The sequence below is a fragment of the Amycolatopsis sp. NBC_00438 genome, assembly GCF_036026695.1.
Lineage (GTDB): Bacteria > Actinomycetota > Actinomycetes > Mycobacteriales > Pseudonocardiaceae > Amycolatopsis.
In genome coordinates this window covers 586,559-608,608 of sequence record NZ_CP107923.1, presented here as the reverse complement: position 1 = coordinate 608,608, position 22,050 = coordinate 586,559, and the positions used below count along the sequence as shown (strand labels likewise).

At 72.5% G+C, this 22,050-nt stretch carries 21 protein-coding genes; 10 read left to right on the top strand and 11 right to left on the bottom strand.

What is annotated here, in order from left to right:
• Positions 1 to 18: 18 nt before the first annotated feature.
• Both OG494_RS02930 and OG494_RS02925 read left to right on the top strand, forming a co-directional pair.
• Positions 19 to 1,293 carry a DUF58 domain-containing protein gene (locus OG494_RS02930; RefSeq protein ID WP_328451667.1) on the top strand — a complete coding sequence of 425 codons (1,275 nt, stop codon included), beginning with the start codon at positions 19 to 21 and terminating at the stop codon, positions 1,291 to 1,293.
• Positions 1,290 to 3,797 carry a transglutaminase family protein gene (locus OG494_RS02925; protein WP_328451665.1) on the top strand — a complete coding sequence of 836 codons (2,508 nt, stop codon included), beginning with the start codon at positions 1,290 to 1,292 and terminating at the stop codon, positions 3,795 to 3,797. The genes OG494_RS02930 and OG494_RS02925 overlap by 4 nt, the downstream gene beginning before the upstream one ends.
• Positions 3,798 to 4,058: 261 nt before the next feature.
• Here the strand turns inward: OG494_RS02925 and OG494_RS02920 are convergent, their stop codons facing one another.
• The 3 genes from OG494_RS02920 to OG494_RS02910 all read right to left on the bottom strand — a co-directional run bounded on the left by OG494_RS02920 (position 4,059) and on the right by OG494_RS02910 (position 7,148).
• Complete coding sequence (locus OG494_RS02920; RefSeq protein ID WP_328451663.1) at positions 4,059 to 4,463, bottom strand: DUF3040 domain-containing protein; 405 nt, start codon at positions 4,461 to 4,463, stop codon at positions 4,059 to 4,061.
• 206 nt (positions 4,464 to 4,669) lie between these two features.
• On the bottom strand, positions 4,670 to 5,884 hold the full coding sequence (dinB, locus tag OG494_RS02915; protein ID WP_328458855.1) for a DNA polymerase IV: 1,215 nt from the start codon (positions 5,882 to 5,884) through the stop codon (positions 4,670 to 4,672).
• Between the two features lie 535 nt (positions 5,885 to 6,419).
• Positions 6,420 to 7,148, bottom strand: a complete 729-nt coding sequence (locus tag OG494_RS02910) for a methyltransferase domain-containing protein (RefSeq protein WP_328451661.1) — start codon at positions 7,146 to 7,148, stop codon at positions 6,420 to 6,422.
• A 115-nt stretch (positions 7,149 to 7,263) separates the two neighbouring features.
• On the opposite strand from OG494_RS02910, the gene OG494_RS02905 reads away from it, so the two are divergent.
• From OG494_RS02905 to OG494_RS02885, 5 genes are all read left to right on the top strand, one after another.
• Positions 7,264 to 8,157, top strand: coding sequence for a ParA family protein (locus tag OG494_RS02905; RefSeq protein WP_328451659.1), 894 nt, complete (start codon positions 7,264 to 7,266; stop codon positions 8,155 to 8,157).
• Positions 8,158 to 8,160: 3 nt separating this feature from the next.
• Positions 8,161 to 8,970, top strand: coding sequence for a DNA-formamidopyrimidine glycosylase family protein (locus OG494_RS02900; protein WP_328451657.1), 810 nt, complete (start codon positions 8,161 to 8,163; stop codon positions 8,968 to 8,970).
• A 124-nt stretch (positions 8,971 to 9,094) separates the two neighbouring features.
• Positions 9,095 to 10,141, top strand: coding sequence for an adenosine deaminase (gene add / locus OG494_RS02895; RefSeq protein WP_328451655.1), 1,047 nt, complete (start codon positions 9,095 to 9,097; stop codon positions 10,139 to 10,141).
• A gap of 390 nt (positions 10,142 to 10,531) precedes the next feature.
• Entirely contained in the window at positions 10,532 to 11,092 is a 561-nt protein-coding gene (locus OG494_RS02890) for a GNAT family N-acetyltransferase (protein WP_328451653.1), read from the top strand.
• A gap of 65 nt (positions 11,093 to 11,157) precedes the next feature.
• Complete coding sequence (locus tag OG494_RS02885; protein WP_328451651.1) at positions 11,158 to 12,195, top strand: quinone-dependent dihydroorotate dehydrogenase; 1,038 nt, start codon at positions 11,158 to 11,160, stop codon at positions 12,193 to 12,195.
• Here the strand turns inward: OG494_RS02885 and atzF are convergent.
• The 7 genes from atzF to rimO all read right to left on the bottom strand — a co-directional run bounded on the left by atzF (position 12,167) and on the right by rimO (position 19,810).
• Complete coding sequence (gene atzF, locus OG494_RS02880; protein WP_328451649.1) at positions 12,167 to 13,921, bottom strand: allophanate hydrolase; 1,755 nt, start codon at positions 13,919 to 13,921, stop codon at positions 12,167 to 12,169. The two genes, OG494_RS02885 and atzF, sit on opposite strands and share 29 nt — an antisense overlap.
• 450 nt (positions 13,922 to 14,371) lie before the next feature.
• Positions 14,372 to 15,382, bottom strand: a complete 1,011-nt coding sequence (pspM, locus tag OG494_RS02875; RefSeq protein ID WP_328451648.1) for a phage shock envelope stress response protein PspM — start codon at positions 15,380 to 15,382, stop codon at positions 14,372 to 14,374.
• A 32-nt stretch (positions 15,383 to 15,414) separates the two neighbouring features.
• On the bottom strand, positions 15,415 to 16,260 hold the full coding sequence (locus tag OG494_RS02870) for a PspA/IM30 family protein (RefSeq protein ID WP_326943035.1): 846 nt from the start codon (positions 16,258 to 16,260) through the stop codon (positions 15,415 to 15,417).
• A 247-nt stretch (positions 16,261 to 16,507) separates the two neighbouring features.
• On the bottom strand, positions 16,508 to 16,975 hold the full coding sequence (locus tag OG494_RS02865; protein WP_328451645.1) for a helix-turn-helix domain-containing protein: 468 nt from the start codon (positions 16,973 to 16,975) through the stop codon (positions 16,508 to 16,510).
• Between the two features lie 98 nt (positions 16,976 to 17,073).
• Complete coding sequence (locus OG494_RS02860; RefSeq protein WP_328451643.1) at positions 17,074 to 17,661, bottom strand: CinA family protein; 588 nt, start codon at positions 17,659 to 17,661, stop codon at positions 17,074 to 17,076.
• A 2-nt stretch (positions 17,662 to 17,663) separates the two neighbouring features.
• Complete coding sequence (pgsA, locus tag OG494_RS02855) at positions 17,664 to 18,314, bottom strand: CDP-diacylglycerol--glycerol-3-phosphate 3-phosphatidyltransferase (RefSeq protein WP_328451641.1); 651 nt, start codon at positions 18,312 to 18,314, stop codon at positions 17,664 to 17,666.
• Positions 18,311 to 19,810 carry a 30S ribosomal protein S12 methylthiotransferase RimO gene (gene rimO, locus OG494_RS02850; RefSeq protein ID WP_328451639.1) on the bottom strand — a complete coding sequence of 500 codons (1,500 nt, stop codon included), beginning with the start codon at positions 19,808 to 19,810 and terminating at the stop codon, positions 18,311 to 18,313. The genes pgsA and rimO overlap by 4 nt, the downstream gene beginning before the upstream one ends.
• 87 nt (positions 19,811 to 19,897) lie before the next feature.
• On the opposite strand from rimO, the gene OG494_RS02845 reads away from it, so the two are divergent.
• The 3 genes from OG494_RS02845 to OG494_RS02835 all read left to right on the top strand — a co-directional run bounded on the left by OG494_RS02845 (position 19,898) and on the right by OG494_RS02835 (position 21,635).
• Complete coding sequence (locus OG494_RS02845) at positions 19,898 to 20,416, top strand: amino-acid N-acetyltransferase (protein ID WP_442874460.1); 519 nt, start codon at positions 19,898 to 19,900, stop codon at positions 20,414 to 20,416.
• 104 nt (positions 20,417 to 20,520) lie between these two features.
• The gene (locus OG494_RS02840) at positions 20,521 to 20,955 is read left to right on the top strand and encodes a phospholipase (RefSeq protein ID WP_328451635.1); all 435 of its coding nucleotides are present in this window, start codon (positions 20,521 to 20,523) and stop codon (positions 20,953 to 20,955) included.
• A gap of 56 nt (positions 20,956 to 21,011) precedes the next feature.
• Positions 21,012 to 21,635 (top strand): nitroreductase family protein, encoded by a 624-nt coding sequence (locus tag OG494_RS02835; RefSeq protein ID WP_328451633.1) that lies wholly within the window; start codon positions 21,012 to 21,014, stop codon positions 21,633 to 21,635.
• Here the strand turns inward: OG494_RS02835 and OG494_RS02830 are convergent.
• On the bottom strand, positions 21,628 to 22,050 hold the full coding sequence (locus tag OG494_RS02830; RefSeq protein WP_328451631.1) for a hypothetical protein: 423 nt from the start codon (positions 22,048 to 22,050) through the stop codon (positions 21,628 to 21,630). The genes OG494_RS02835 and OG494_RS02830 overlap by 8 nt on opposite strands.

Genomic DNA, 22,050 nt, shown 5'->3' with positions numbered 1-22,050 from the left:
GAAGGTGAAGAGAACCGCATGCTGCGTGCCCTGTCCGGCCTGACCACCCGCGGCCGTTGCCTCCTGGCCGCGGGGCTCGCCGCCGCGGTGTGCTCGTTCGTGCTCAACGAACGCGACCTGCTCCGGGTCGCCGTCTTCGTGGTGGGCCTGCCGCTGCTGGTCGCCGCGTTCATCTCGGCGACCCGGCTGCGGATCGGCGCCACCCGCGCGCTGCACCCGCAGCGGGTCGCGGTCGGCGCGAACGGCGAAGTGCAGCTGGAGCTGTGGCGCAGCGGGCGGCTGCCGGCCGGCGAGATCCTCCTCGAGGACGGCGTGCCGTACGCGCTGGGCTCGCGGCCGCGGTTCGTCGTCGAACGGCTCCCGCACGACCGGCGGGTCGCGCTGCGCTACCCGCTGCAGCCGGTGCTGCGCGGGATCCAGCAGGTCGGGCCGCTGCGCGCGACGATCACCGACCCGTTCGGGCTGTGCGAGTTCGAACGCGAGCTGATCGGGCACTCGCGGCTGGTCGTCGTCCCCCGCGTGGTCGCCCTGTGGGGGCTGCCGAGCGGTGCGGGCATCGGCGTCGGCGACGACGGCACCGTCCGGCTGCACGCCGGGCAGGGCGAGGCCGACGTCATCGTCCGGCAGTACCGCCAGGGCGACGACCTGCGGAAGGTGCACTGGCGCTCGACCGCCCGCCGTGACGAGATCATGGTGCGCGTCGAGGAACGGCCCTGGCGCGGCGGCACCACGGTGCTGCTCGACAACCGCGCCGCCGCGCACCACGGCTCCGGCCCCGCCGCCAGCCTGGAGTGGGCGGTGTCGTTCACCGCGTCGGCCGCGCTGCACCTGCGCCGCGCCGGGCACCGCGTCCGGCTGGTCAGCGAGCACGGCGTCACGCTCGCCGACACCCCCGGCGACGGCGGCGACCACTACGACCACATCGTGCTCGACGCGCTGGCCGCGCTGCAGCCGGCGCACCAGCGCGACATCACGCTGGCCCGCGACCCGGCCGACGGCCAGGAGCTGGTCGCCGTGCTCGGCACCGTCAGCACCGAAGCCGTGCACGAGCTGACCCAGTTCCGCCCGCGCGGCATCCGCAGCCTCGCCGTCCTGCTCGACACGCCCACCTGGTCGGCCGGGGTGAGCGCGCCCGAGCAGCGGGCCGCCGCCACCGAGGACTCGGCCGCGCTGTTGCGCGCCGCCGGCTGGGGCGTCGTGGTCGCCGGGCCCGGCTCGCCGATGCCCCAGGTGTGGGCCGAGCTCTGCCAGGCGGGCGCCCGCCGCGGCACCCTGATCGGGGGCACCCGATGAGCACCGCCGCCCCGCCGCGCCCGTCCGCCACGCCGCCCCGGCGTCCGCCCTCCCAGCACCCGCTTTCCGCGTGGCGCGCCAGCCTGCTCGCCCCGGCCTGCGCCGGGATCGCGACGCTCTGCGCGGCGACGTCCGTGACGAGCGTCGTGTCCGGCCTGGCCTGGTTCGGCTACCTGTTCGTCGCCGTCCTGCTGATCGGCGCGACCGGGCTCGCGCTGCGGTCGCTGCAGGTGCCGACCGTGCTGGTCGGCCTCGGCCAGCTGCTGGTGCTGCTCTTCCTCATCACCGGCGCGTTCACCACGCACGGGATCCTGCTGGTCGTCCCGGGCCCGGACGCGTTCGGCGAGCTCGGGAACACGCTCTCGGCGGCGGCCGAGCAGATCCGCGTCGGGCTGCCACCGGTCGAGGGCAGCCAGCCGATCCTCTGCCTCGTGACGATCCTGGTCGGCCTGGTCGCCATCCTGGTCGACACGCTGACGGTGGCCGCCGCGGCGCCCGCCGCGACCGGGCTCGTGCTGCTCTGCGTCTACGCCGTGCCGGCCGCGCTGTCCGAGGAAATGCTGCCCTGGTGGACGTTCCTGCTCGGCGGGGCCGCGTTCGCCGGCCTGCTCGCGGTCGACGGCAACCACCGCCACCAGCGCTGGCGGACCCGCGAGGCGCCCGGGCGCAGCGGCAAGCCGGGCGTGCTGTCGGCGCCGGTCGCGGTGGTGGCCGCGGCGATCGTGCTCGGCCTCTTCGGCGGGGCGATCACCTGGGTCGGCACGGTCGGCCGGATCCCGTTCGGCAACGGCGGCGACGGCCCCGGCGCGGGGGCCGGCGGGTTCGGCATCCAGCCGTTCACCGAGCTGCGCGGCATGCTCGACCAGGGCTCGAACCGGGAGCTGTTCAAGGTCCGGGGCCTCGGCACCGACCGGCGGCTGCTGCGCGCGATGACACTCGACACCTACTACCCCAACAAGGGCTGGGGCATCCACGACGACGGCCGGTCGCAGCAGGGCATCCCGATCACGCCGCAGCTGCCGCCCGCCCCGGGTGACGACGGCGCCGGCCCGGCCCGGCGGGTCGACGTCGAGCCGACGAGCTGGCGCGACAACTGGCTGCCGGTCTACGGCGCGCCGCGCGCGATCGACGGCGCGGGCAGTGGCTACCTCTACGACCAGGTCAGCGGCACGGTGTTCACCACCCGCAGCGAGGTCCCGCCGTCCTACACCGAATACGCGTCGCTGAAGGAGCCGACGGCGCAGGAGCTGCGGGTCACCGACCGGGTCGACGACCTGCCGCCGCGCTACACCCAGATCGACCGGGTCGACGACCGCGTCCGCGCGAAGACCGACCAGCTGATCGCGGGCAAGACCAACGACTTCGACCGGGCCGGCGCGATCTGGCAGTACTTCACCGCGCAGAACGGCTTCGTCTACGACACGCAGACGGCGCCGGCCAACGACGCCGACGCGCTCGCGGACTTCATCCTCAAGGGCAAGCGCGGCTTCTGCGAGCAGTTCGCCTCGGCGATGGCCGTGATGCTGCGGGTGGCGAACATCCCGTCGCGGGTGGCGATCGGCTTCACGCCGGGCGTCCCGGTCAACGACTACATGTCGATCACCACCCAGGACGCCCACGCGTGGGTCGAGGCGTACTTCGGCGACAAGGGCTGGGTCACGTTCGACCCGACACCGCTGTCCGACGGCCGCGGCATCACCCCGTCGTACCTGCAGGCCGGCGGCGAGAACGGCAACCAGCCCGACGACACGCAGGTCGCGCCGAGCACGGTCCAGTCGAGCGCCGCGCCCACCGGCGCGCCCCGCGACACGGACCAGAACGCGCAGGCCCAGGGCCCGCAGCAGACCGACGAGGGCACGCCCACCTGGCAGTGGGTCCTGGTGTACGTGCTGATCGGCTTCGCGATCCTGGCGACCCTGCTGGTGGTCGTCGGCGGGCTCCTCTACCGGAGACGGCCGGGAGCCGCGCCGGAGAGCACGCCGGCGCGGACCGGGCTCGGGGCGGTGCTGACGAACTGGCTGCCGTTGATCACCACGGTGCTGTGGGTGGCCGTGCTGGGCGTGCTGTCGTCCCTGCTGGCGTGGTGGTTCAGCTTGATCGTGGTGCTGCTGCTGGCCGCGTTGCTCGGCCCGTCGGCGGCGCGCGACGTCGGCCGCCGGCGGCGGCTGCAGGAGATCGTCGGGCAGCGGCCGGGCGCGGCCGACGCGGCGTGGTCGGAGCTGCGGGCGGAGTGCGCCGACCGCGGGCTGCCGATCCCGCCGAGCGACACGGTCCGGGTGGCCGGGCAGAAGCTGGCGAAGAAGCACCACCTGGACGACGAAGGCCGCGAAGGCCTGCGCACGGTCATCGGCGTCGTGGAGCGCTCGTGGTACGGCCAGGACGGCGAAGGCGACCCGACGCTCCCCACGGCGTTCGACCACCTGCGCCGGAGCCTGCACCGCAACGCCCCGCTGTCCTGGAAGGGCCGCCTCTTCCCGCGCTCGGTCTTCCGCAACCGCGACTGACCGTTCCGGGATTGACCGGTCCGGCCGACACACCGCCCGGAGGACCGGTCACCACGCCGAGCGCCGACCCAGCCCCGGCCGTGCTGGCCAATCCGGTCGCCGGGTTGGCCACTCCGGTCAGCGTGTCGGCGATTCCGGTCGCCGGCCGCTGTCACCCAATGTGATGGACCGGGGCAGGCCGGTCGTCCTAGGTGGGTGAGCACACAAGAAGATCCGCGTCCCACCGGGCGGGCGGGACGCGGATCTCGTGGTCTTGCGGCGCTACTGCTCTTCGAAGCGCTGGCGGAAGCGCTCCTCCATCCGCTGGGTGAAGGAGCTCCGGCGGCCTTGCTGCTTGCCGCCGCGTGCGCCTGCTCCACCGCCCTTGCCGTCCGGTTCGGCACCGTGCCGAAGCGATGTGACGGCCAACATGACCCCGAAGAACATCACGAGGAACCCGAGCACGCTGATCAGCGGGATGTCGGCCACCCGGAACTGCGGCACCACCACGCCCAGCACCAGCAGGGCCACGCCCACTACGAACAGGGCGATGCCCTGGATACGCCGTCGGCGAGCGGGGCGACGCAACCGGGTGCCACGCACCGTGGATGCGAACTTGGGGTCCTCGGCATAGAGCTCGCGCTCGATCTGATCGAGCAGCCGCTGCTCATGCTCGGAGAGTGGCATCTTTCCTCCTCCGGCACAGCTGTCGCGGGCGCCGGGCCGCGCAACGTTCTGGACCCAACAGCCAACCCCAGGCGGGGTGGCACTGTCCAGGATACGAGGCCCGCGCCCGGACGACTACCCGATCCCGCATCCAGAAGGGATCGAATTGGGCTAAATCCGGTCCGGGGAGGGTTGACGGACCGTCACGATGGCCGATCGTGACCGGTTCAGGGCTCCCGCGGCGCCAGAAGTGAGGCCGGCCGGATGGCCGCGGAGCCGAACTTCGACCGGGCGACGTCCGCCGCGACCTCGGCGTCGCGCCAGCGCGGCGCCGGTGAATCGAACATGAGCTGCTCGCCCGCTTCGCCGGTTTCGAGCCCTTCGACCCGGACGCCGATCAGCCGGACGGCGCCGGTCGGCGCGTGCTCGGTGAGCAACGCCACGGCGACGGCGTGGATCTCGCGGGCGACGTCGGTGGCCGAAACCAGCGTGCGGGCCCGGGTGATCGTCCGGAAGTCCGCGAAGCGCACCTTGATCGAGACGGTCCGGCCGCGCACCTCCCGCCCGCGCAGGGTCGCGCCGACCCGTTCGGCCAGGCGCAGCAGCTCGAGGCCGAGCTCGGCGCGGTCGTGCCGGTCGACGTCGAAGGTGTGCTCGGCGCCGATCGACTTGTCCGGCGACTCGGTGACGACCGCCCGTTCGTCGATGCCGCGGGCGAGCCGGTAGAGGTGCTCGCCGGCGGCGACCCCGAGGGACTTCTTCAGCCGTTCGGGCGGGAACGCGGCGACGTCGGCGACGGTGTCCAGGCCGAGCCGCCGCAGGTGCTCCTCGGTGCGGGCGCCGACGCCCCACAGCGCCGAGACGGGCAGCGGGTGCAGGAACGCGAGGGTCTCCGCGGCGGGCACGACGACCATGCCGTCCGGCTTCGCCATGCCGGAGGCGAGCTTCGCGACGAACTTGACCTTCGCCACGCCGACCGAGCAGGAGATGCCGTGTTCGGCGGCCACGCGTGCGCGGATCCGCGCGCCGAGCTGGGCCGGGGTCGCGCCGAGGCGGCGTAACGCGCCGCTGACGTCCAGGAAGGCCTCGTCGAGGCTCAGCGGTTCGACCAGCGGGGTGAGGTCGCGGAAGATGCCCATCACGCCGCGGGAGACCTCGCCGTAGAGCCCCGAGGTCGGCGGGATGTTGATCAGGTGCGGGCAGAGGCGTTTCGCGGTCGAGAACGGCATCGCCGAGCGCACGCCGAACTTCCGCGCCGGGTAGTTCGCGGCGGCCACGACGGCCCGCGGCCCACCCCCGGACACGACGACGGGCCGATCGGCCAGCTCGGGCCGCGTCCGCAGCTCGACGGACACGAAAAAAGCATCCATGTCGACATGCAGCAGCCCGCACCCGGCGTCATCCGGCAACGGCTCCCCCGGCCGGACCCGGAACCGGCCCATGCCGCCGGGAAGTTCAGCGTTTCGCCCCACGCCCGGGACGCTACCGGCCAGCACCGACAGTTTCGCCGCCCACGGGACGCGACCCGCACTCTTCCGGGTGAGAGGGCGGAAATCCGCCGACGCCCGGAAGCACGCGCCGGAGTGAGCCGCTCGCCGACCCGCATCTGGCGACGACGGCCATGCGCAGCGAGGCTGCCGGTACGTGCGGGGCACGGTGACCGAGGGGTCGTGAGTGGTTAGGGCGGTTAGAACCGTCCTAACCACTCACGACCGGTACGGCGGTGACTCGTGCTGCCCGGCATGCGCAGCGAGGCGGCTTTGCCGGTTTGGCCGCCCACCAGCGCGGCCAGGCCGGCCGGAAGTGCCCGGTCAGACCCAGCGAAACGCTTGTTGCCGGGGCTCGCGGGAGCGCGGTGGGCCGGGTCGGCTCGGGCGCCCAGCTCGGGAAGGTCCGTGAAGGACTCCTTGAGGGACTCTGAGTCCCTCAAGGAGTCCTTCACGGACCGCCGGAAGTGGGCCGTCGGGCGAGCTGACGTCAGGACGGGTGGCGGGCCAGGGCGTGGAGGCGGCCCGCGATGTTCCGCAGCGCCGGTGACGACGCCGCCGTCCGCTCGAACTCCGCCAGGTCCTCGTCGCGGACGTCGCCCGGGATCAGGTCGGCGATCACCCGGTCGCCCTGCAGCAGGGTCACCTCGAGGCCGGCCGCCTCCAGCTGGGCGCGCAGGTCGTCGCCGTCGAAGCGGCGCAGGACCGTGTCGCCCGGGGCGATGCCGTCGACGCTCGTCAGCAGCTGCTGGGCTTCGGCCACCCGGCCGGCCAGCGCGCGGTGCAGCACCGCCGCGTGGCGGTTGGCCACCAGGACCGAGACCGCGCCGCCCGGGGCGACCGCCGCCGCCAGCGCGGCGAGCACCGCGGCCGGGTCGTCGACGATCTCCAGCAGGCCGTGCGCGAGCACCAGGTCGGCCGAGCCGGCCAGGATGTGGCGGCCCAGCGCGTCGGCGTCGTCGGCGATCACCGTGATGCGGTCGGAGACGCCTTCCTCCTCGGCGCGGCGCTTCAACGTCGCCAGCGCGTTCGGGCTCGGCTCGACGACGGTCACCCGGCAGCCGGCCGCCGCGAACGGGACCGCCCAGCCGCCGCTGCCGCCGCCCACGTCGACGACGCCGGGGTGCTCGGCGCCCCGGGCGCGGGCGGCCTTGAGCTCGGCCTCGAGCACCCGGCGAACGGCGCCCGAACCCCGGGCGGCCACGGTGTCCGTCTTCATGTCGCACAGGGTAGTGCCCGGTCCGGCTTTCCTCCCGGTTGGTCCCTTCGGGTGATCGGAAGTCACGACGCCTCGCCCGGTGGCCCCGCTGGCCCGCACCCGTAGGCTGGTCGTTGTGCACACGGTCGCCGTACTCAGCCTCAAGGGTGGCGTCGGCAAGACGACGGTCGCTCTCGGTGTAGCCTCCGCCGCCCTGCGTAGGGGCACGCGGACGCTGGTGGTCGACCTGGACCCGCAGGGCAACGCCACGACTTCGCTCGACCCGCCCTACACCGACGCGACCCTCGCCGACGTCCTCGAGACGCCGACCCGCGAGGTGCTCGAACGCGCCATCGCGCCGAGCGTGTGGAGCGAGGACGTCGACGTCCTCGTCGGCACCGAAGAGCTGGAACTGCTCAACGACCCGGACGCGAGCAGCGAGCGGCTCGCCAACTTCTCCCGCGCGCTCGACGAGCTGCACCGGGAGCCGCTGCGCGAAACGCCCTACGAGCTGGTGATCCTCGACTGCCCGCCGTCCCTGGGCCGGCTGACGAAGTCGGCGCTGGTCGCCGCGGACAGCGCGCTGATCGTCACCGAGCCGACGATGTACGCCGTCGCGGGCGCCCGCCGGGCGCTGGAGGCGATCGAGAACATCCGCAAGGAGCTCAACCCGGACCTGCGCCCGATCGGCGTGCTGGTGAACAAGCTGCGCGTGCGCTCCTACGAGCACCAGTTCCGGATCGCCGAGCTGCGCGAGAACTTCGGCCCGCTGGTGATGCCGACGGCGATCACCGACCGGCTGGCCGTGCAGCAGGCCCAGGGCGCCTGCAGCCCGATCCACGAGTGGCACTCCCCCGGCGCGCAGGAGATCGCGCTGACCTTCAACATGGTGCTGGCCAAGATCCTGCGCTCCAACCGCGCCGGCCGGCACCGCGTCCACGGCGAGGAGCCCGAGGGCCCGGACTGGCCCGAAGGCCCGGCGCCGGAGACCGAGGCGGCCCCGGCCGAGGTGTCCGAATCCGCGGGGTGAGCCGTGCCCGAAGGTGACACCGTCTACCTCGTCGGCAAGCGCTTCGACCGGGCCATGGCCGGGAAGACGTTGCTGCGCGGGGAGTTCCGGGTGCCACAACTGGCCACCGTGGACCTCGCCGGGCGCGACCTGCTCGGCGTCGGCACGGTCGGCAAGCACCTGTTCACGCGCTTCTCCGGCGACCTGACCCTGCATTCGCACCTGATGATGGACGGCATGTGGGACGTCTACGCGGCCGGCGCGAAGTGGCGCCGGCCGGGTCACCACGCCCGCGTGATCCTCACCTCGGCCGACGCCCAGGCGATCGGGTTCCGCGTCCACGACCTCAAACTCGTGCCCACCGCGAAGGAACACGACCTCGTCGCCCACCTCGGCCCGGACCTGCTCGATCCACAGTGGACGGACGAGCACGCGGCCCGCGCCGTGAAGGCACTGGCCGCCGACCCGGCACGCGAACTGGGGCTGGCTCTGCTCGACCAGCGCGTCATGGCGGGCGTCGGAAACCTGTACAAGTGCGAGATGTGCTTCCTGCTCGGCGTGACGCCGTGGACGTCGGTGTCCGAAGTGGACGCTTCGCGGACGGTCGCGCTCGGCCGCAAGCTGCTGCTGGCCAACGCCGTCTCCGGGCGGTTCGACCAGAGCACCACCGGTCACCTCGACCGCAACCGGAAGAACTGGGTCTACGAGCGCACCCGCCAGGGCTGCTTCCGCTGCGGCGGCCCCACCCTGGTGCGCACGCAAGGCCACGACGTCCGGCGGCGGCCGACGTGGTTCTGCCCGAAGTGCCAGTCCGGGCCGGCCCCCGCGCGCTAAGGTGGCCTGCGTGACGTCGTTCAAGCTCCCGCTCTACGGGACCGACACCGAACGCGGCGACCTCGCTCCCTGAGCCGCCCGCGCAGCCACGTCACCGCACCCGCACGTCCCAGGGAGTCTCGTCATGCCCGAAATCCCGGCCGGGCCGGCGCTGCGCGCGTTCGCGCGCGCCCTGCCCAAGGTCGAACTGCACGTCCACCTGGTCGGCTCGGCGAGCCTGCCGACCGTCCGCGCACTGGCCCGCCGCCGCCCGGAAGCCGGTGTCCCGACCGAAGAACGCGCGCTCGCGGAGTTCTTCACCTTCCGCGACTTCGACCACTTCCTCACCGTCTACTTCGCGGTCACGTCGCTGGTGCGCGACCGCCACGACGTCCACACGCTGGTCGCCGGCCTGGCCGCGGACCTCGCGGCGCAGAACTGCCGCTACGCCGAAGTCACCGTGACGCCCTACAACCACCTCCTCGACGGTATGCCCGGCGACGACCTGCTCGCCGGGCTCGAGTCCGGCCGGGCCCGCGCCGCCGAGCTGGGTGTGGAACTGGCCTGGTGTTTCGACATTCCCGGCGAAAAGGGCACCAAGGCCGGCGCCGAAACCCTCGTGTTCGCGCTCCGCGAACGCCCCGAAGGGCTGGTGTCCTTCGGGCTCGGCGGGCCCGAGCTGGGGGTCGGGCGGGCGCGGTTCGCGCCGTTCTTCACCCGGGCGCGGGAAGCCGGGCTGCACAGCGTGCCGCACGCCGGCGAGACCACCGGCCCGGCCACGATCTGGTCGGCGCTGCACGACCTCGGCGCCGAGCGGATCGGCCACGGCACCAGCTGCGCCGCCGATCCCGCGCTGCTCGAACACCTTGCGGCGCAACGGATTCCGCTGGAGGTGTGCCCGACGTCGAACGTGCGCACCGGCCAGGTCGCCTCGGTCGCCGCGCACCCGGTGCGGCGGATGCTCGACCACGGCGTCGTCGTCACGCTCAACACCGACGACCCGCCGATGTTCGGGGCCACGCTCACCGGCGAGTACGTCGCCGTCGCCGAGGCGCTGGGGCTGACCGCCGCCGAACTGGCGCGGCTCGCGGAGAACGCCGTCGACGCGTCCTTCCTCGGCGACGCACCGAAAAACCTCCTGCGACGTGAGATCCGGCAAATGACGTTGCCGGGTACCGGGAACTTCGTTTAGCGTGGCGGTACACGAGAGAGGAGGTGGTCCTAAGTTGTATTCCAACAGGACTCGTGAGGTGACTGTCCGCTAGCGGATGGCACGAGATGGGACTTTGAGCAGCGATACAACGGAGCCACCTTCGGCTCATCGCCTGCTTCCCGTGTTTGCCTGATAGCGAATACCAGGCAGTCACCGGGCCCCCAGGGTTCCCGGGCACCGGTCCGGCCCGGGCTCGAGCGTTTGACGGCGTTCGAGAGACCCCCTGGGGGCACCCCCAAACCGCTCATTTGTGCAGGTCAAGCCGCCCGTCGGCGGCGGGCGACCGCCCGGCGATCAGACCTCCGGTTTCGCCGATTCGGTTTCGCCGTTCCGTCCCCCGGACGGGTCAACCGTCGCTAGCCTGGAACCATGCTCAGGCCCGACTACCCGATCACCACGGATCGCCTGCTCCTGCGCCCGTTCACGCTCGACGACCTCGACGCGCTGAACTCCTTCCAGTCCCGCTCCGACGTCGCCCGCTACCTGTACTGGGGCCCTCGCAGCCGCGCCGAATCGGCCGCCGCGCTCGCGAAACGGGTGCACAGCTCGACGTTGACGAACGAGGGACAGTTCCTGGCCGTCGCGGTCGAGCTGGCGGCGACCGGGCAGCTGATCGGCGACCTGAACCTCGAGTGGCTGAGCAGCGAGCACCGACAGGGCGAGATCGGGTTCGTCTTCCACCCCGACCACCACGGCAAGGGCCTGGCCGCCGAAGCCGCCACCGAGCTGCTGCGCCTGGGCTTCGAAGACCTGGGGCTGCACCGGATCATCGGCCGCTGCGACGGCCGCAACACCGCCTCCGCCGCGCTCATGGAACGCCTCGGCATGCGCGAGGAAGCGCGGCTGCGGGAGAACGAGATCGTCAAGGGCGAGTGGACCGACGAACTCGTCTTCGCGATGCTGGAAGACGAGTGGAAGGACCGCGCGTAGTGGTCTCGTTCACCCCGAGGTGACGCTCCGGTCGCGCGCTCCGGGCGATTTGGCAGCATGAGGGCGTGTTCTTCGACAAGATCGTCCGCCCGGCGCTGTACCGCCTGTCCTACCACGACCCCGAGCTGGTGCACGAGCGCACGATCGGCGTCCTCTCCCGCCTCGGCAAGGCCACTTCGGCGCTGAGCCGCGTGTACCGCGTCGACGACCCGGCGACGGTGCTGGGCCTGCGCTTCCCCAATCGCGTCGGCCTCGCCGCCGGGATGGACAAGAACGGCCGCGCGCTGCCCGCGTGGGCCGGGCTCGGTTTCGGTTTCGTCGAGGTCGGCACGGTGACGCGGCTGGCGCAGCCGGGCAACCCGAAGCCGCGGCTGTTCACCCTCCCCGAGACCGACGCGGTGATCAACCGCATGGGCTTCAACAACGACGGCGCCGAGGCGCTCGCGGCGAAGCTCGCGCGGGAGGGCAAACCGGGCGTGCCGCTCGGGATCAGCATCGGCAAGTCGAAGCTCACCCCACTCGAAGACGCCGTCGAGGACTACCGGTTCTCGCTGCGCGCGCTGCACCCGTACGCCGACTACTTCGCGATCAACGTCAGTTCCCCGAACACACCGGGGCTGCGTCAGCTGCAGGACCGCGCGGCGCTGGCCGAGCTGCTGGGCGAGCTGCGGTCGACGTCCGTGGAGCTGGCCGGCGGCGCCGCGCCGACGCCGGTGCTGGTCAAGGTCGCCCCCGACCTGACCGACGACGCACTGGCCGAGCTCCTGGAAGTCAGCCTGGACCACGGCGTCGCCGGGATCATCGCCACGAACACCACCCTTTCCCGTGACGGAATCGCGGCCGCGGAAAGCGGCCTGGCCGGACAGGCGGGAGGGCTGTCCGGCCGGCCGCTGACCACCCGCGCGGCCGAGGTCGTGCGGTTCGTGCACGACCACACCGGCGGGAGCCTGCCGATCATCGGCGTCGGCGGCATCCTCGGCCCCGACGACGCCGTCCGGCTGGTGGACGCCGGCGCGTCGCTCGTGCAGCTCTACACCGGGTTCGCGCTGCACGGGCCGGGGCTGGTCCGCCGCGTCAGCCGGGGGCTCGCGGCCCGGCGGTAGACGTGAAGCGCACGTAGCCGCGCCAGGATTCGTAGCGTTCCAGGCCCGGCGCCGCCGTGGTCGCGTCCTTTTCGCACCGGACGGCCAGGACCCGCGACCCGTCCTCGAGCTCGACGCGGGCCAGCACGAACGGCTCCGGCAGCGTCGCGGCGAACCGGCCGAGCGCGGCCGGGGACAGCCGCCAGCGCTCGCCGTCGAGAGCACGGCCGTCGACGTCCTCGAGCACGCCCGGCTGCGGTGGTTCGGTCGCCAGCAACACCATCCGGTACCGCTCGGCGGTCCGGACCGGGCCGGTGAACCGGGCGCCGAGCTCGGTGAGCCGGGAGTTGAGCGGCTGGCCGCGCAGGTGCGCGCCGAACACGACGAGATCCTCGCCGGGCTCCGGGTAGTGCGTCATCGGCTCGTCCGTGCAGACGGTGGCCAGGTCGAGGGCGATCTGGTCCTCGAAGGCGCGCGTGACGAAGGTGACGCCGAACGGGCGGCGGTCGCCCGGCAGCACCGGGACGGTGACCGCGGCCAGGTCGAGCACGTTCACGAACGCGCTGTAGACGGCCAGGCGGTGGCTCACGCCGATCGGGTCGGCCAGCGCCTCGGCGAGCTCCGGGTGGTCCGGCACGGTCGGCACCAGGAGCGCGTCGAACCCGTCGAGAGCCCGCGCGGCCCGGACCTTCAGCTCGGCGAACCGGCGTTTGTCGGCGGCGAACGCGTGTGCGGTGTGGGTGCCGGCCGCGCGGACCAGGGCGGCGACCGTCGGGTCGGCGTCGGCCGGGTTCTTGCCGAGGAACTCCCCGATCACGGTGTAGCTCTCGACGTCGAACGAACCGGTGTAGACCAGTTTGCCCGCCTCGCGGAAGACGTCGAAGGGGATCGGTTCGAGGATCGCGCCCGAGACCGCCAGCCGCGTCACCGTGTCGTCGAAGGCGAGCCGGGCCGCGGCGCTCAACGGGGCCAGGCCGGCTTCGTCCGGGATCGCGATCCGCGGGTGGTCGCCGGCGCCGAGGCGGACGTCGGCGGGCCAGGTGCGCATGCCGGGGTCGACGCCGTCCGGGCCGGTCATCAGGGCGAGCGCGCGGCGGCCGGCGGCCAGGCCGGGCGCGAACACCGAGACGCCGTCGTAGGAGTGCGACGCCGGCAGGACGCCGGTCATCGGCAGCAGGCCCAGCGTCGGCTTCAGCCCGACGACGGCGTTCAGGGCGGCCGGGATCCGGCCGGAGCCCGCGGTGTCGGTCCCCAGGGCCAGGTCGACGATGCCGAGCGCGACGGCGACGGCCGAGCCGCAGCTGGAGCCGCCGGCGACCTTGGTCCGGTCCCACGCCGACGTCACGGCGCCGTACGGGGTGCGGGTGCCGGCGAGGCCGTAGCCGAACTGGTCGAGGTTGGTCTTGCCGAGCACGACCGCGCCGGCCGCGGTGAGCCGGGCGACGACGGTGGCGGAGGTTTCCGGGACCCGGGCGAACGACGGGCACCCCGCGGTGGTGGGCTGCCCGGCGACGTCGATCAGGTCCTTCACGGCGATGACCGTGCCCGCCAGGGGCAGGTCCTCACCCGCTTTGATCCGCTCGTCGACCGCCTTCGCGTCGACGAGGACGTCCTCGACGGCGCGCAGCGTGGTCCAGAGTTCGGGGCGGTCGACTTCGGCGATGCGCTCGAAGGCCGCGATGACGCGCTGGGTCGCGCTGGGTGGGGCGGGCGTGACGGGGTCCGGTTCCGGCGGGAGCGTGTTCACGGGGCGTCCTTTCCTCGGCGGAAAGCGAGAAAGTCCACTGTGTACGGTCGGCGCCGGCGAACCTCAGAGCAAGGCGGGCCTTCCGTGGGTTGCCATCACTGCATGCATGACAGAAACGTTAGGTGGCGCACGTTTCCGTCGCTACCGGTTTCCGATTACGCGCGTGTTTCGGCACCCAGAGGTGAACAGGCGGCGACGCCGGGGTGAAACGCACGATCACGCACGCCGCGTGACAACGCGGGTCCGGAGCAGGATGACGGCACCCGGACGGCCGAGCGGCGCACCTGAACGGCGCAGCGAAGCGGCGTTTGGCGTGATCGACGAGCCGGGACGTGTGACGGACGGGCCGACACGCGTGATTGGACGGTCGACTCGCGTGTTTGGACAGTCGACACGGGTGTGATCGGGCCGTCAGCGGCGCGGATCACGTGGGTTACGGGTGGTGGCGCGTCAGGAGAGTTCGCGCAGGGCCATCGCCAGGCCGGCCAGGCGGTCGGTGGCGTCGGTGAGGGCCTGCTTGGACGTGATCAGGCCGTCGCCCGCCGCGGCGACGGTGTGGCCGGCCGCGGCGACCAGGCCGCCGTAGCCTTCGAGGCCGTCGTCGAGCTGCTCGCGGAGCTTGGCCACCGCCGCGTCCAGCGCGCCCTGCTCGCGGGCCGGGGCGGCGTTGCGGCCGCGTTCGATCGCCTGAATGCGGGCCGCCAGGCCACGCAGGGCGGCCGCGGCTTCGTCCGCGGTCTGGCGGGCGTCCGCGACGGACACTTCGGACACCGGCATCGTGCCCACCGAGGACGGCACCGACAGCTGGCGCAGCAGCTCGAACAGCGACGCCTCACCCTCGGCCAGCCGTTCCATCGGCTCGCGCGCCACCGACCCGGCGGGCGGCAGCGGGGGCGGCCCGGCCGGGGTGGCCGGCAGCTGGACGCGGTTGAGGCCACGGAGCTTGAGCCCGGACCGGACGCCGAACGTGCCGAACACGACGGCGCCGGCGAAGGCCATGATCGCCTGCGGCATCATCGCGGCGCCGGTGGCACTGATCCAGCCGACGCCCGCGGCCACGGCGAGGACGCCGCACAGGATCGTCAGCAGGATCCACAGCGTGAGCGCGCGAGACGTCCGCCGCTTGCGGCGTGCCAGCTTCGCGGCCGGGTCGTTCCACCGGTTCCACTTGGTCCGGGCCTCGGCGAAGGCCGGGACCTGGTTCGCCACGGACGCCAACGACGACAGGTCCGGCATCCGCGACCCGGCTGTCCGCGGTCGTTGCAACGGGTTCGGCCGCTGGTAGGACGGCCGGGCGGTCCCGGGCTTCCCGCCGGCCTGATCGGCCGGCGGGAAGTACCTCTGGACCTTCTGGAGCTTCTCCTGGGCGCGCTGGGCGTATTCGGGCAGCTTCTCGATGTGCTTCTCGAGCTTGGCGCTGAACTCGTTGAAGTCCCGGCCTCTGCCTTGCTGCTGTCCCATGCCCGCCCCCTGGTTCGGCTCCGACACCGGCGTCAAGCCGGGTTCTTGCCCTGCTCCGCCTGCACGCGCGCCTGGATCTCGCGCTGGATGTCGGCCGAGCTGGCGGCCGGCTTCTGGGCCGCCGCCGCGCCGCCGTCGGTCACCTGGGCGACCGAGTCGCCGCGCATCGACGCGCGGATCTGCTCGAGCCGCGACTGCCCGGCGAACTGCGTGGTGGAGGCCTGGACCTCCATCATGCGGCCCTGGACCGAGTTCTGAGCGAGTTCCGCTTGACCGAGCGCCGTGGTGTAGCGCTTCTCGATCTTGTCGCGGACCTCTTCCAGCGACGGCGTGTTGCCCGGCGCGGCCAGCTGGCTCATCTGGTTCAGCGAAGCGGAGACCTGCTCCTGCATCTTCGCCTGCTCCAGCTGCGAGAGCAGCTTGGTGCGCTCGGCCAGCTTCTGCTGCAGCATCTGCGAGTTGCGCTCCACGGCCTTCTTGGCCTGGGCCGCCGCCTGCAGCGACTGGTCGTGCAGCGTCTTGAGGTCCTCGATGTTCTGCTCGGCCGTGACGAGCTGCGTCGCGAAGCTCTCCGCGGCGGTCTCGAACTCGGTCGCCTTCTGCTCGTCACCCTTGCCCCGGGCCTCGTCCGCGAGGACGAGGGCCTGGCGGGTCGAGGCCTGCAGCTTCTCGACGTCGCTGAGCTGCCGGTTGAGCTTCATCTCCAGCTGACGCTGGTTGCCGATCACGGAGGCGGCCTGCTGCGTCAGCGCCTGGTGGTTGCGCTGCGCCTCCTCGATGGCCTGCTGGATCTGTACCTTCGGGTCGGCGTGCTCGTCGATCTTCGACGAGAACGCCGCCATCATGTACTTCCAGAACTTCACGAACGGGTTGGCCATCTCCTCCGCCTGCCTTCTTGCGTCCCACGGGCCTTGAGTACTCGGGGTGGTGGGGCGTCGCTCCCCTGCACATGCAACGCACCGACCCCGGCGTTGGGTTCCATCGTGTCAGGTCGGCCACGTCCATTCCAGGCGACCCCGGGGGATTTCAGGGTTCGCCCCCGGAACACCCCCGGTATCCCACGGGTATCCCACGCGAACGGCCCCGGGCACGTTGCCCGGGGCCGTCGTCGTGTCCGATCCGTTACTACGCGGCGATGGTCGAAGCCAGCTTCGGCTGCCCGATCGTCGTGCGCAGCGTGGTGTTCATCCGTGGCGCCGGCGATATCCGCAGGTCGGCGAGGTCGTTGCCGATCAGGTCGGACATCAGGCGGCCGCCTTCGATCCCGGCCGCCGAAGCCTTGGCACCGCGGTCGGGCACCTTCTCCCGGGGCGGGCCTTCCACGATCCGCTCGTCGACCGGCGCGACCTCGACGTTGTCGAGGGCCGAAACGTCCGCTGCCACGTGGTGCAGCAGTTCGCCGAGCGGAAGGTCCAGGGCCTGGCAGATGGACGCGAGCAGCTCGCTCGACGCCTCCTTCTGGCCTCGTTCCACCTCGGAGAGGTAGCCGAGGCTGACCCTGGCGGCGCGGGAGATGTCGCGCAGCGTACGACGCTGGTTGGTGCGGGCATGACGGAGCCGATCACCGATCGCCTCACGCAACAGCACGGTCATCACGCGCCTCCCTTCCGTACAAGTACCCCCTACGTTACCCAGAGCGGCGCCCCGGGCGCAGGATTTGGGTGCCCGTACGCCAAGGGCGAACGCCCGATTCACGCCAGATGTTCCCCGAGCAGGGCAAACGCGGCGCGGACCGACTCGGTCCTGATCAAGTCCCGGTCGCCGCTCAAGGCCAGGGTACGGACTGTGACAAACGAGGCTTCGCCTCGGTCCGGGGACTCCGCCACCCGAGCCCCCGGAGGACGCGGTGTGACAAACGAGGCTTCGCCTCGGTCCGGGGGCTCCGCCACCCGAGCCCCCGGAGGACGTGGTGTGCGTGTCCCCGGCCCGGCGAGCCCGAGGTGCACGGTGCCCGGCGCGACGCCGTCCTGGGCGGCCGGACCGGCCACGCCGGTGAGCCCGAGCCCCCACGTGGCGCCGCAGCGCTCCCGGGCACCCACGGCCAGCTGGGCCGCGACCTCGGGGAACACCGCGCCGTGCTCGGCGAGCAGCTCGGGGTCGACGCCGGCCAGGCGCGTCTTCAGCTCGGTGGCGTAGACGACCAGGCCGCCGCGCAGCACCGCGCTCGCCCCCGGCACCCGGGCCAGGGTGGCGCAGACCAGCCCGGCGGTCAGCGACTCGGCCGCCGCGACCGTCTCGCCGCGGGCTTTGAGGGCCGCGACCAGAGCCGTCTCGTCCACGCTCAGCTTCCGGTGGCGCGACGTCCGGCCGCGCGCAGCCGCACCGCCCGGACCAGGTAGTCGACGCCGGTGACCACGGTCAGCACCAGCGCCAGGCCCATCAGCGCCCAGCGAATCGGGTCGGCTCCGGCCGGCAGCGGCAGCAGGTAGGCGGTGATCGCGGCGATCTGGGCCATCGTCTTGGCCTTGCCGCCGCGGCTGGCCGGGATCACGCCGTGCCGGATCACCCAGAAGCGCAGCAGGGTGACGCCGATCTCCCGGACGGCGATCACGATCGTGACCCACCAGCCGAGCTCGCCGAGGATGCTCAAGCCCACCAGCGCGGCGCCGGTGAGCGCCTTGTCCGCGATCGGGTCGGCGATCTTGCCGAAGTCGGTGATCAGGCCGTACTTGCGGGCCACCCAGCCGTCGAGCTGGTCGGTCGCGGAGGCGACGGCGAACAGCCCGGTGGCGATCGCGCGCCACGTCGTGTCGGCGCCGTCGCCAGTGAACAGCGCCGCGATGAACAGCGGGACCAGCACCAGGCGCGAGAGCGTCAGGAGGTTGGCGAGGTTCAGGGTCGGGACCGGGGTCGGTTCCGGGACCTGCGCCGTCGTCTCCGCGGCCGGCGGGACCAGGCCCTCGTCCGCGGCATCGCTCGGGAGCGCACTCACCGGTCGGCGTCCGGTGCCGCGCGCACGATCAGGTCGACACCCGCCGAGTCGACGACCTCGCACCGGAGGAAATCACCCACCTGGGGCCGCTTGGCGGGGGTCCGGGTGGCGGAGCCCCCGGCTCGGGGCGAAGCCCCGGATGTCTCAGTCTTCTCCGGGGCGTCGAGGATGACGCACTCGCCGTCGACCTCGGGGGCCTGGTGCGCGGCGCGGCCGGTCAGCTCGCCGTCGTCGTCCAGCTCGACCAGGACGTCGACGAAGGTGCCGATCCGGTCCTCCGCGCGCTGCGAGGTCAGCTCCTCGACGAGCGCCGAGATCCGCGTGACGCGCTCGGTGACCACCTGGGGGTCGAGCTTGCCGTCGAAGCCCTCGGCCTCGGTGCCGTCCTCGTCGGAGTAGCCGAAGACGCCGACCGCGTCGAGCCGGGCGCCGGTGAGGAAGCGCTCCAGCTCCGCCAGGTCGTGCTCGGTCTCGCCGGGGAACCCGACGATCACGTTGGTGCGGATGCCCGCCTCGGGCGCGTACTCGCGGATCTGCTCGGTCAGCGCGAGGAAGGAGTCGGTCGAGCCGAACCGGCGCATCCGGCGCAGCACCTGCTCGCTGGAGTGCTGGAACGACAGGTCGAAGTACTCGGCGACGCCCGGCGTGGTCGCGATGGCCTTGACCAGCTGCGGGCGCGTCTCGGCCGGCTGCAGGTAGGAGACGCGGACGCGCTCGATGCCGTCGATCTCCGCCAGGTGCGGCAGCAGCCGCTCCAGCGCGGTGGCGCCGTCGCGGCCGAAGTCCTTGCCGTAGGACGTCGAGTTCTCGCTGACCAGGAACAGTTCCTTGACACCGTGCTCGGCCAGCCACATCGCCTCGGCGACGATCTCGTCCGGCTGACGGGACACGAAGGAGCCGCGGAAGGACGGGATGGCGCAGAAGGAGCAGCGCCGGTCGCAGCCGGAGGCGATCTTCAGCGCGGCCACCGGGGAGTCGTCCAGGCGCGTGCGCAGCACCCGCGGGCCCCAGCCGTGCTGCGCGTGGCCCGGGACCTCGACGTTCTCGGCCGCGGCGGGCCGCTGGACCGGGCTGATCGGCAGCAGCTTGCGGCGGTCGCCCGGCGTGTGCGAGGCGACCTTGCGGCCGGCGACGACGTCGTCGAGGCGGTCGGAAAGGTCGGCGTAGTGGTCGAAGCCGAGGACGGCGTCCGCCTCGGGCAGGCTGTCGGCCAGCTCGTGGCCGTAGCGCTCGGCCATGCAGCCGACCGCGACGACCTTCTTGCCGGTGTCGGAGGCCGCCAGCAGCGTATCGACGGAGTCCTTCTTGGCCGACTCGACGAAGCCGCAGGTGTTGACCACCACGACGTCGGAGTCCTCCGGATCGGCCGCCAGCTCCCAGCCGCCGGCCGCCAGCCGGCCCGCCAGCTCCTCCGAGTCGACCTCGTTGCGGGCGCAGCCCAGGGTCAGCAGGGAGACGCGTCGGGTGGCGGCAGGTTCCGTGGTGGGAGAAGGCACGACGTTCAGGGTAGCCGCCGGGCCCCGGCGGTCCGACGACGGCGTAGCCCGGTCGTGTCAGCCGGTCTCCAGGGCCGTGTGGTTGAGTTGACGATCGTGCCGTCCGACTCGCCCCGCCCGACCGCCCGCCGTGCCCGGATCGCCGACATCCGCAAGATCAAGGCCCTGGTCGACGCGGACGCGGGCCGCGTGCTGCTGGAGAAGGACCTGGTCACGCTCTACGAGACGGTCCAGGAGTTCTGGGTCGCCGAAGCGGCGGGCGAGGTCCTCGGCGCGGCCGCCCTGCACGTCCTCTGGGAGGACATCGGCGAACTGCGCACCGTCGTGGTCGACAAGGCCGCCCGCGGCCAGGGTGTCGGGCGGCTGCTGGTCGCCCGGCTCGTCGACGAGGCCCGTGAGCTCGGTCTCCGGCGGCTGTTCGTGCTGACCTTCGAAACCGGCTTCTTCGCCGGGCACGGCTTCGTCGAGATCGATGGCACCCCGGTTTCGCACGAGGTCTACGAGGAGATGCGGCGCTCGCACGACACCGGCGTCGCCGAATTCCTCGACCTGCCGTATGTCAAGCCCAACACCCTGGGCAATTCACGCATGTTGCTCGAACTCTGAGGGGAATTCACCGAACATCCTCCTTTCGGGCGGTGACGGCGGGACAAAGCGCACTCGAAGCTGATCGGGCAAATCGTCCGCCCCGATCAGCGAGGAAGCACACGATGCGCACGACACTCCGGAACCTGGGGGCCACCATGACGGTGGCCGTGACTGTCGGCTTGGGGGCCCTCATGGGCACCGGCACCGCCGCGGCCGTCGACATCCCGACGGTCACCGACCAGTACCTCTTCCACACCTCCCTCTCCGGCTTCGAGTCCACGCGGGCCCAGAAGCCCTACAACGGCCAGCTCGACTGGTCGTCCGACGGCTGTTCCTGGTCGCCGGACACCCCGTTCGGCTTCCAGTTCCTGCCGGGCTGCCACCGGCACGACTTCGGGTACCGCAACTACAAGAAGCAGGGCCGGTTCACCTCGGCGAACCGCCTGAAGATCGACGACAACCTCTACAGCGACCTGAAGAGCGTCTGCGGGTCGAACGTGGTGTGCAAGGGCGCGGCCTGGACGTACTACCAGGCCGTCCGCAAGTTCGGCGGCTGAGCGAAATCCCGGCCCGTTCCGGCCCGGGCCCTCGCGGTCCGGGCCAGGATGGGGTCATGGAGATCGATCACCTGCTGAGCACGACCCGCGCCGTCCGCCGGAAGCTCGACCTCGACCGCCCGGTCGAGCCGGCGGTCCTCGAGGAGTGCCTGAACCTGGCGCTGCAGGCCCCGACCCCGGGCAACGCCCAGGCGTGGCGCTGGCTCGTGGTGCGCGACCAGCGCGTGAAGGACCGGCTGGGCGGCCTGTTCCGCGAGGTCGGCTCGGCCTACCTGGCGGGCCGCGAGGCCGCGGCGGACGACACCGCCACCCGGCGGGCGCTGGCGTCCGGGCAGCACCTGATCGACGTCATCGAGCGCGTGCCGGTGTTCGTCATCCCCTGCCTCAAGGGCCGCCCGAGCGGCGAGAACGCGACGGACGCGGCGTTCTACGGCGGCATCTTCCCGGCGGTCTGGAACTTCCAGCTGGCCCTGCGCTCCCGCGGGCTGGGCTCGACGCTCACGACGTACCACCTGTCCCGCGAGCCGGAAGCGGCGGAGATCCTCGGCGTCCCGGACGGCTTCACGCAGGTCGGCCTGCTGCCGGTGGCGTACACGACGGTCCCGGACTTCAAGCCGGCCGTGCGCGTCCCCCTGTCCGAAGTGGCCTACCTCGATCACTGGGGCGCGCCGCTCAGCTGACCCGGACCGTGGCCTTTTGGCCGTCCTCGCTCACCGACACCAGGTCGACCCGGCTCGCGGCGAAGTTCGTGGCCTGCGGGCCGGTCCGCGGGCCGGTGTGCAGCTCGGCCGTGGTGCTCTCACCGCGGCCGGGCTCGCTCAGCAGGAACGCGAGGGAAGCCTCGCCCTGCCAGACGCAGGTCATGTTCGGCCGGCAGCGGGAGTCGTTGACCACGCGGACGTAGCGCACGGTCAGGTCCTTCCCCTGCACCGCCGCCTCCTGGCCGAGCCGGAGGGTGACGTCTCCGCCGGGAACGGTGCTCACGGTCGAGGGCGCGCCGGGGCGGACCGGGGCGGCCTGCCCGGAGGCGACCGAGCTCCCGGCGCCCACCAGGACGACGGCGAACGCGAACAGTCCGGCTACGAATCGCTGCAT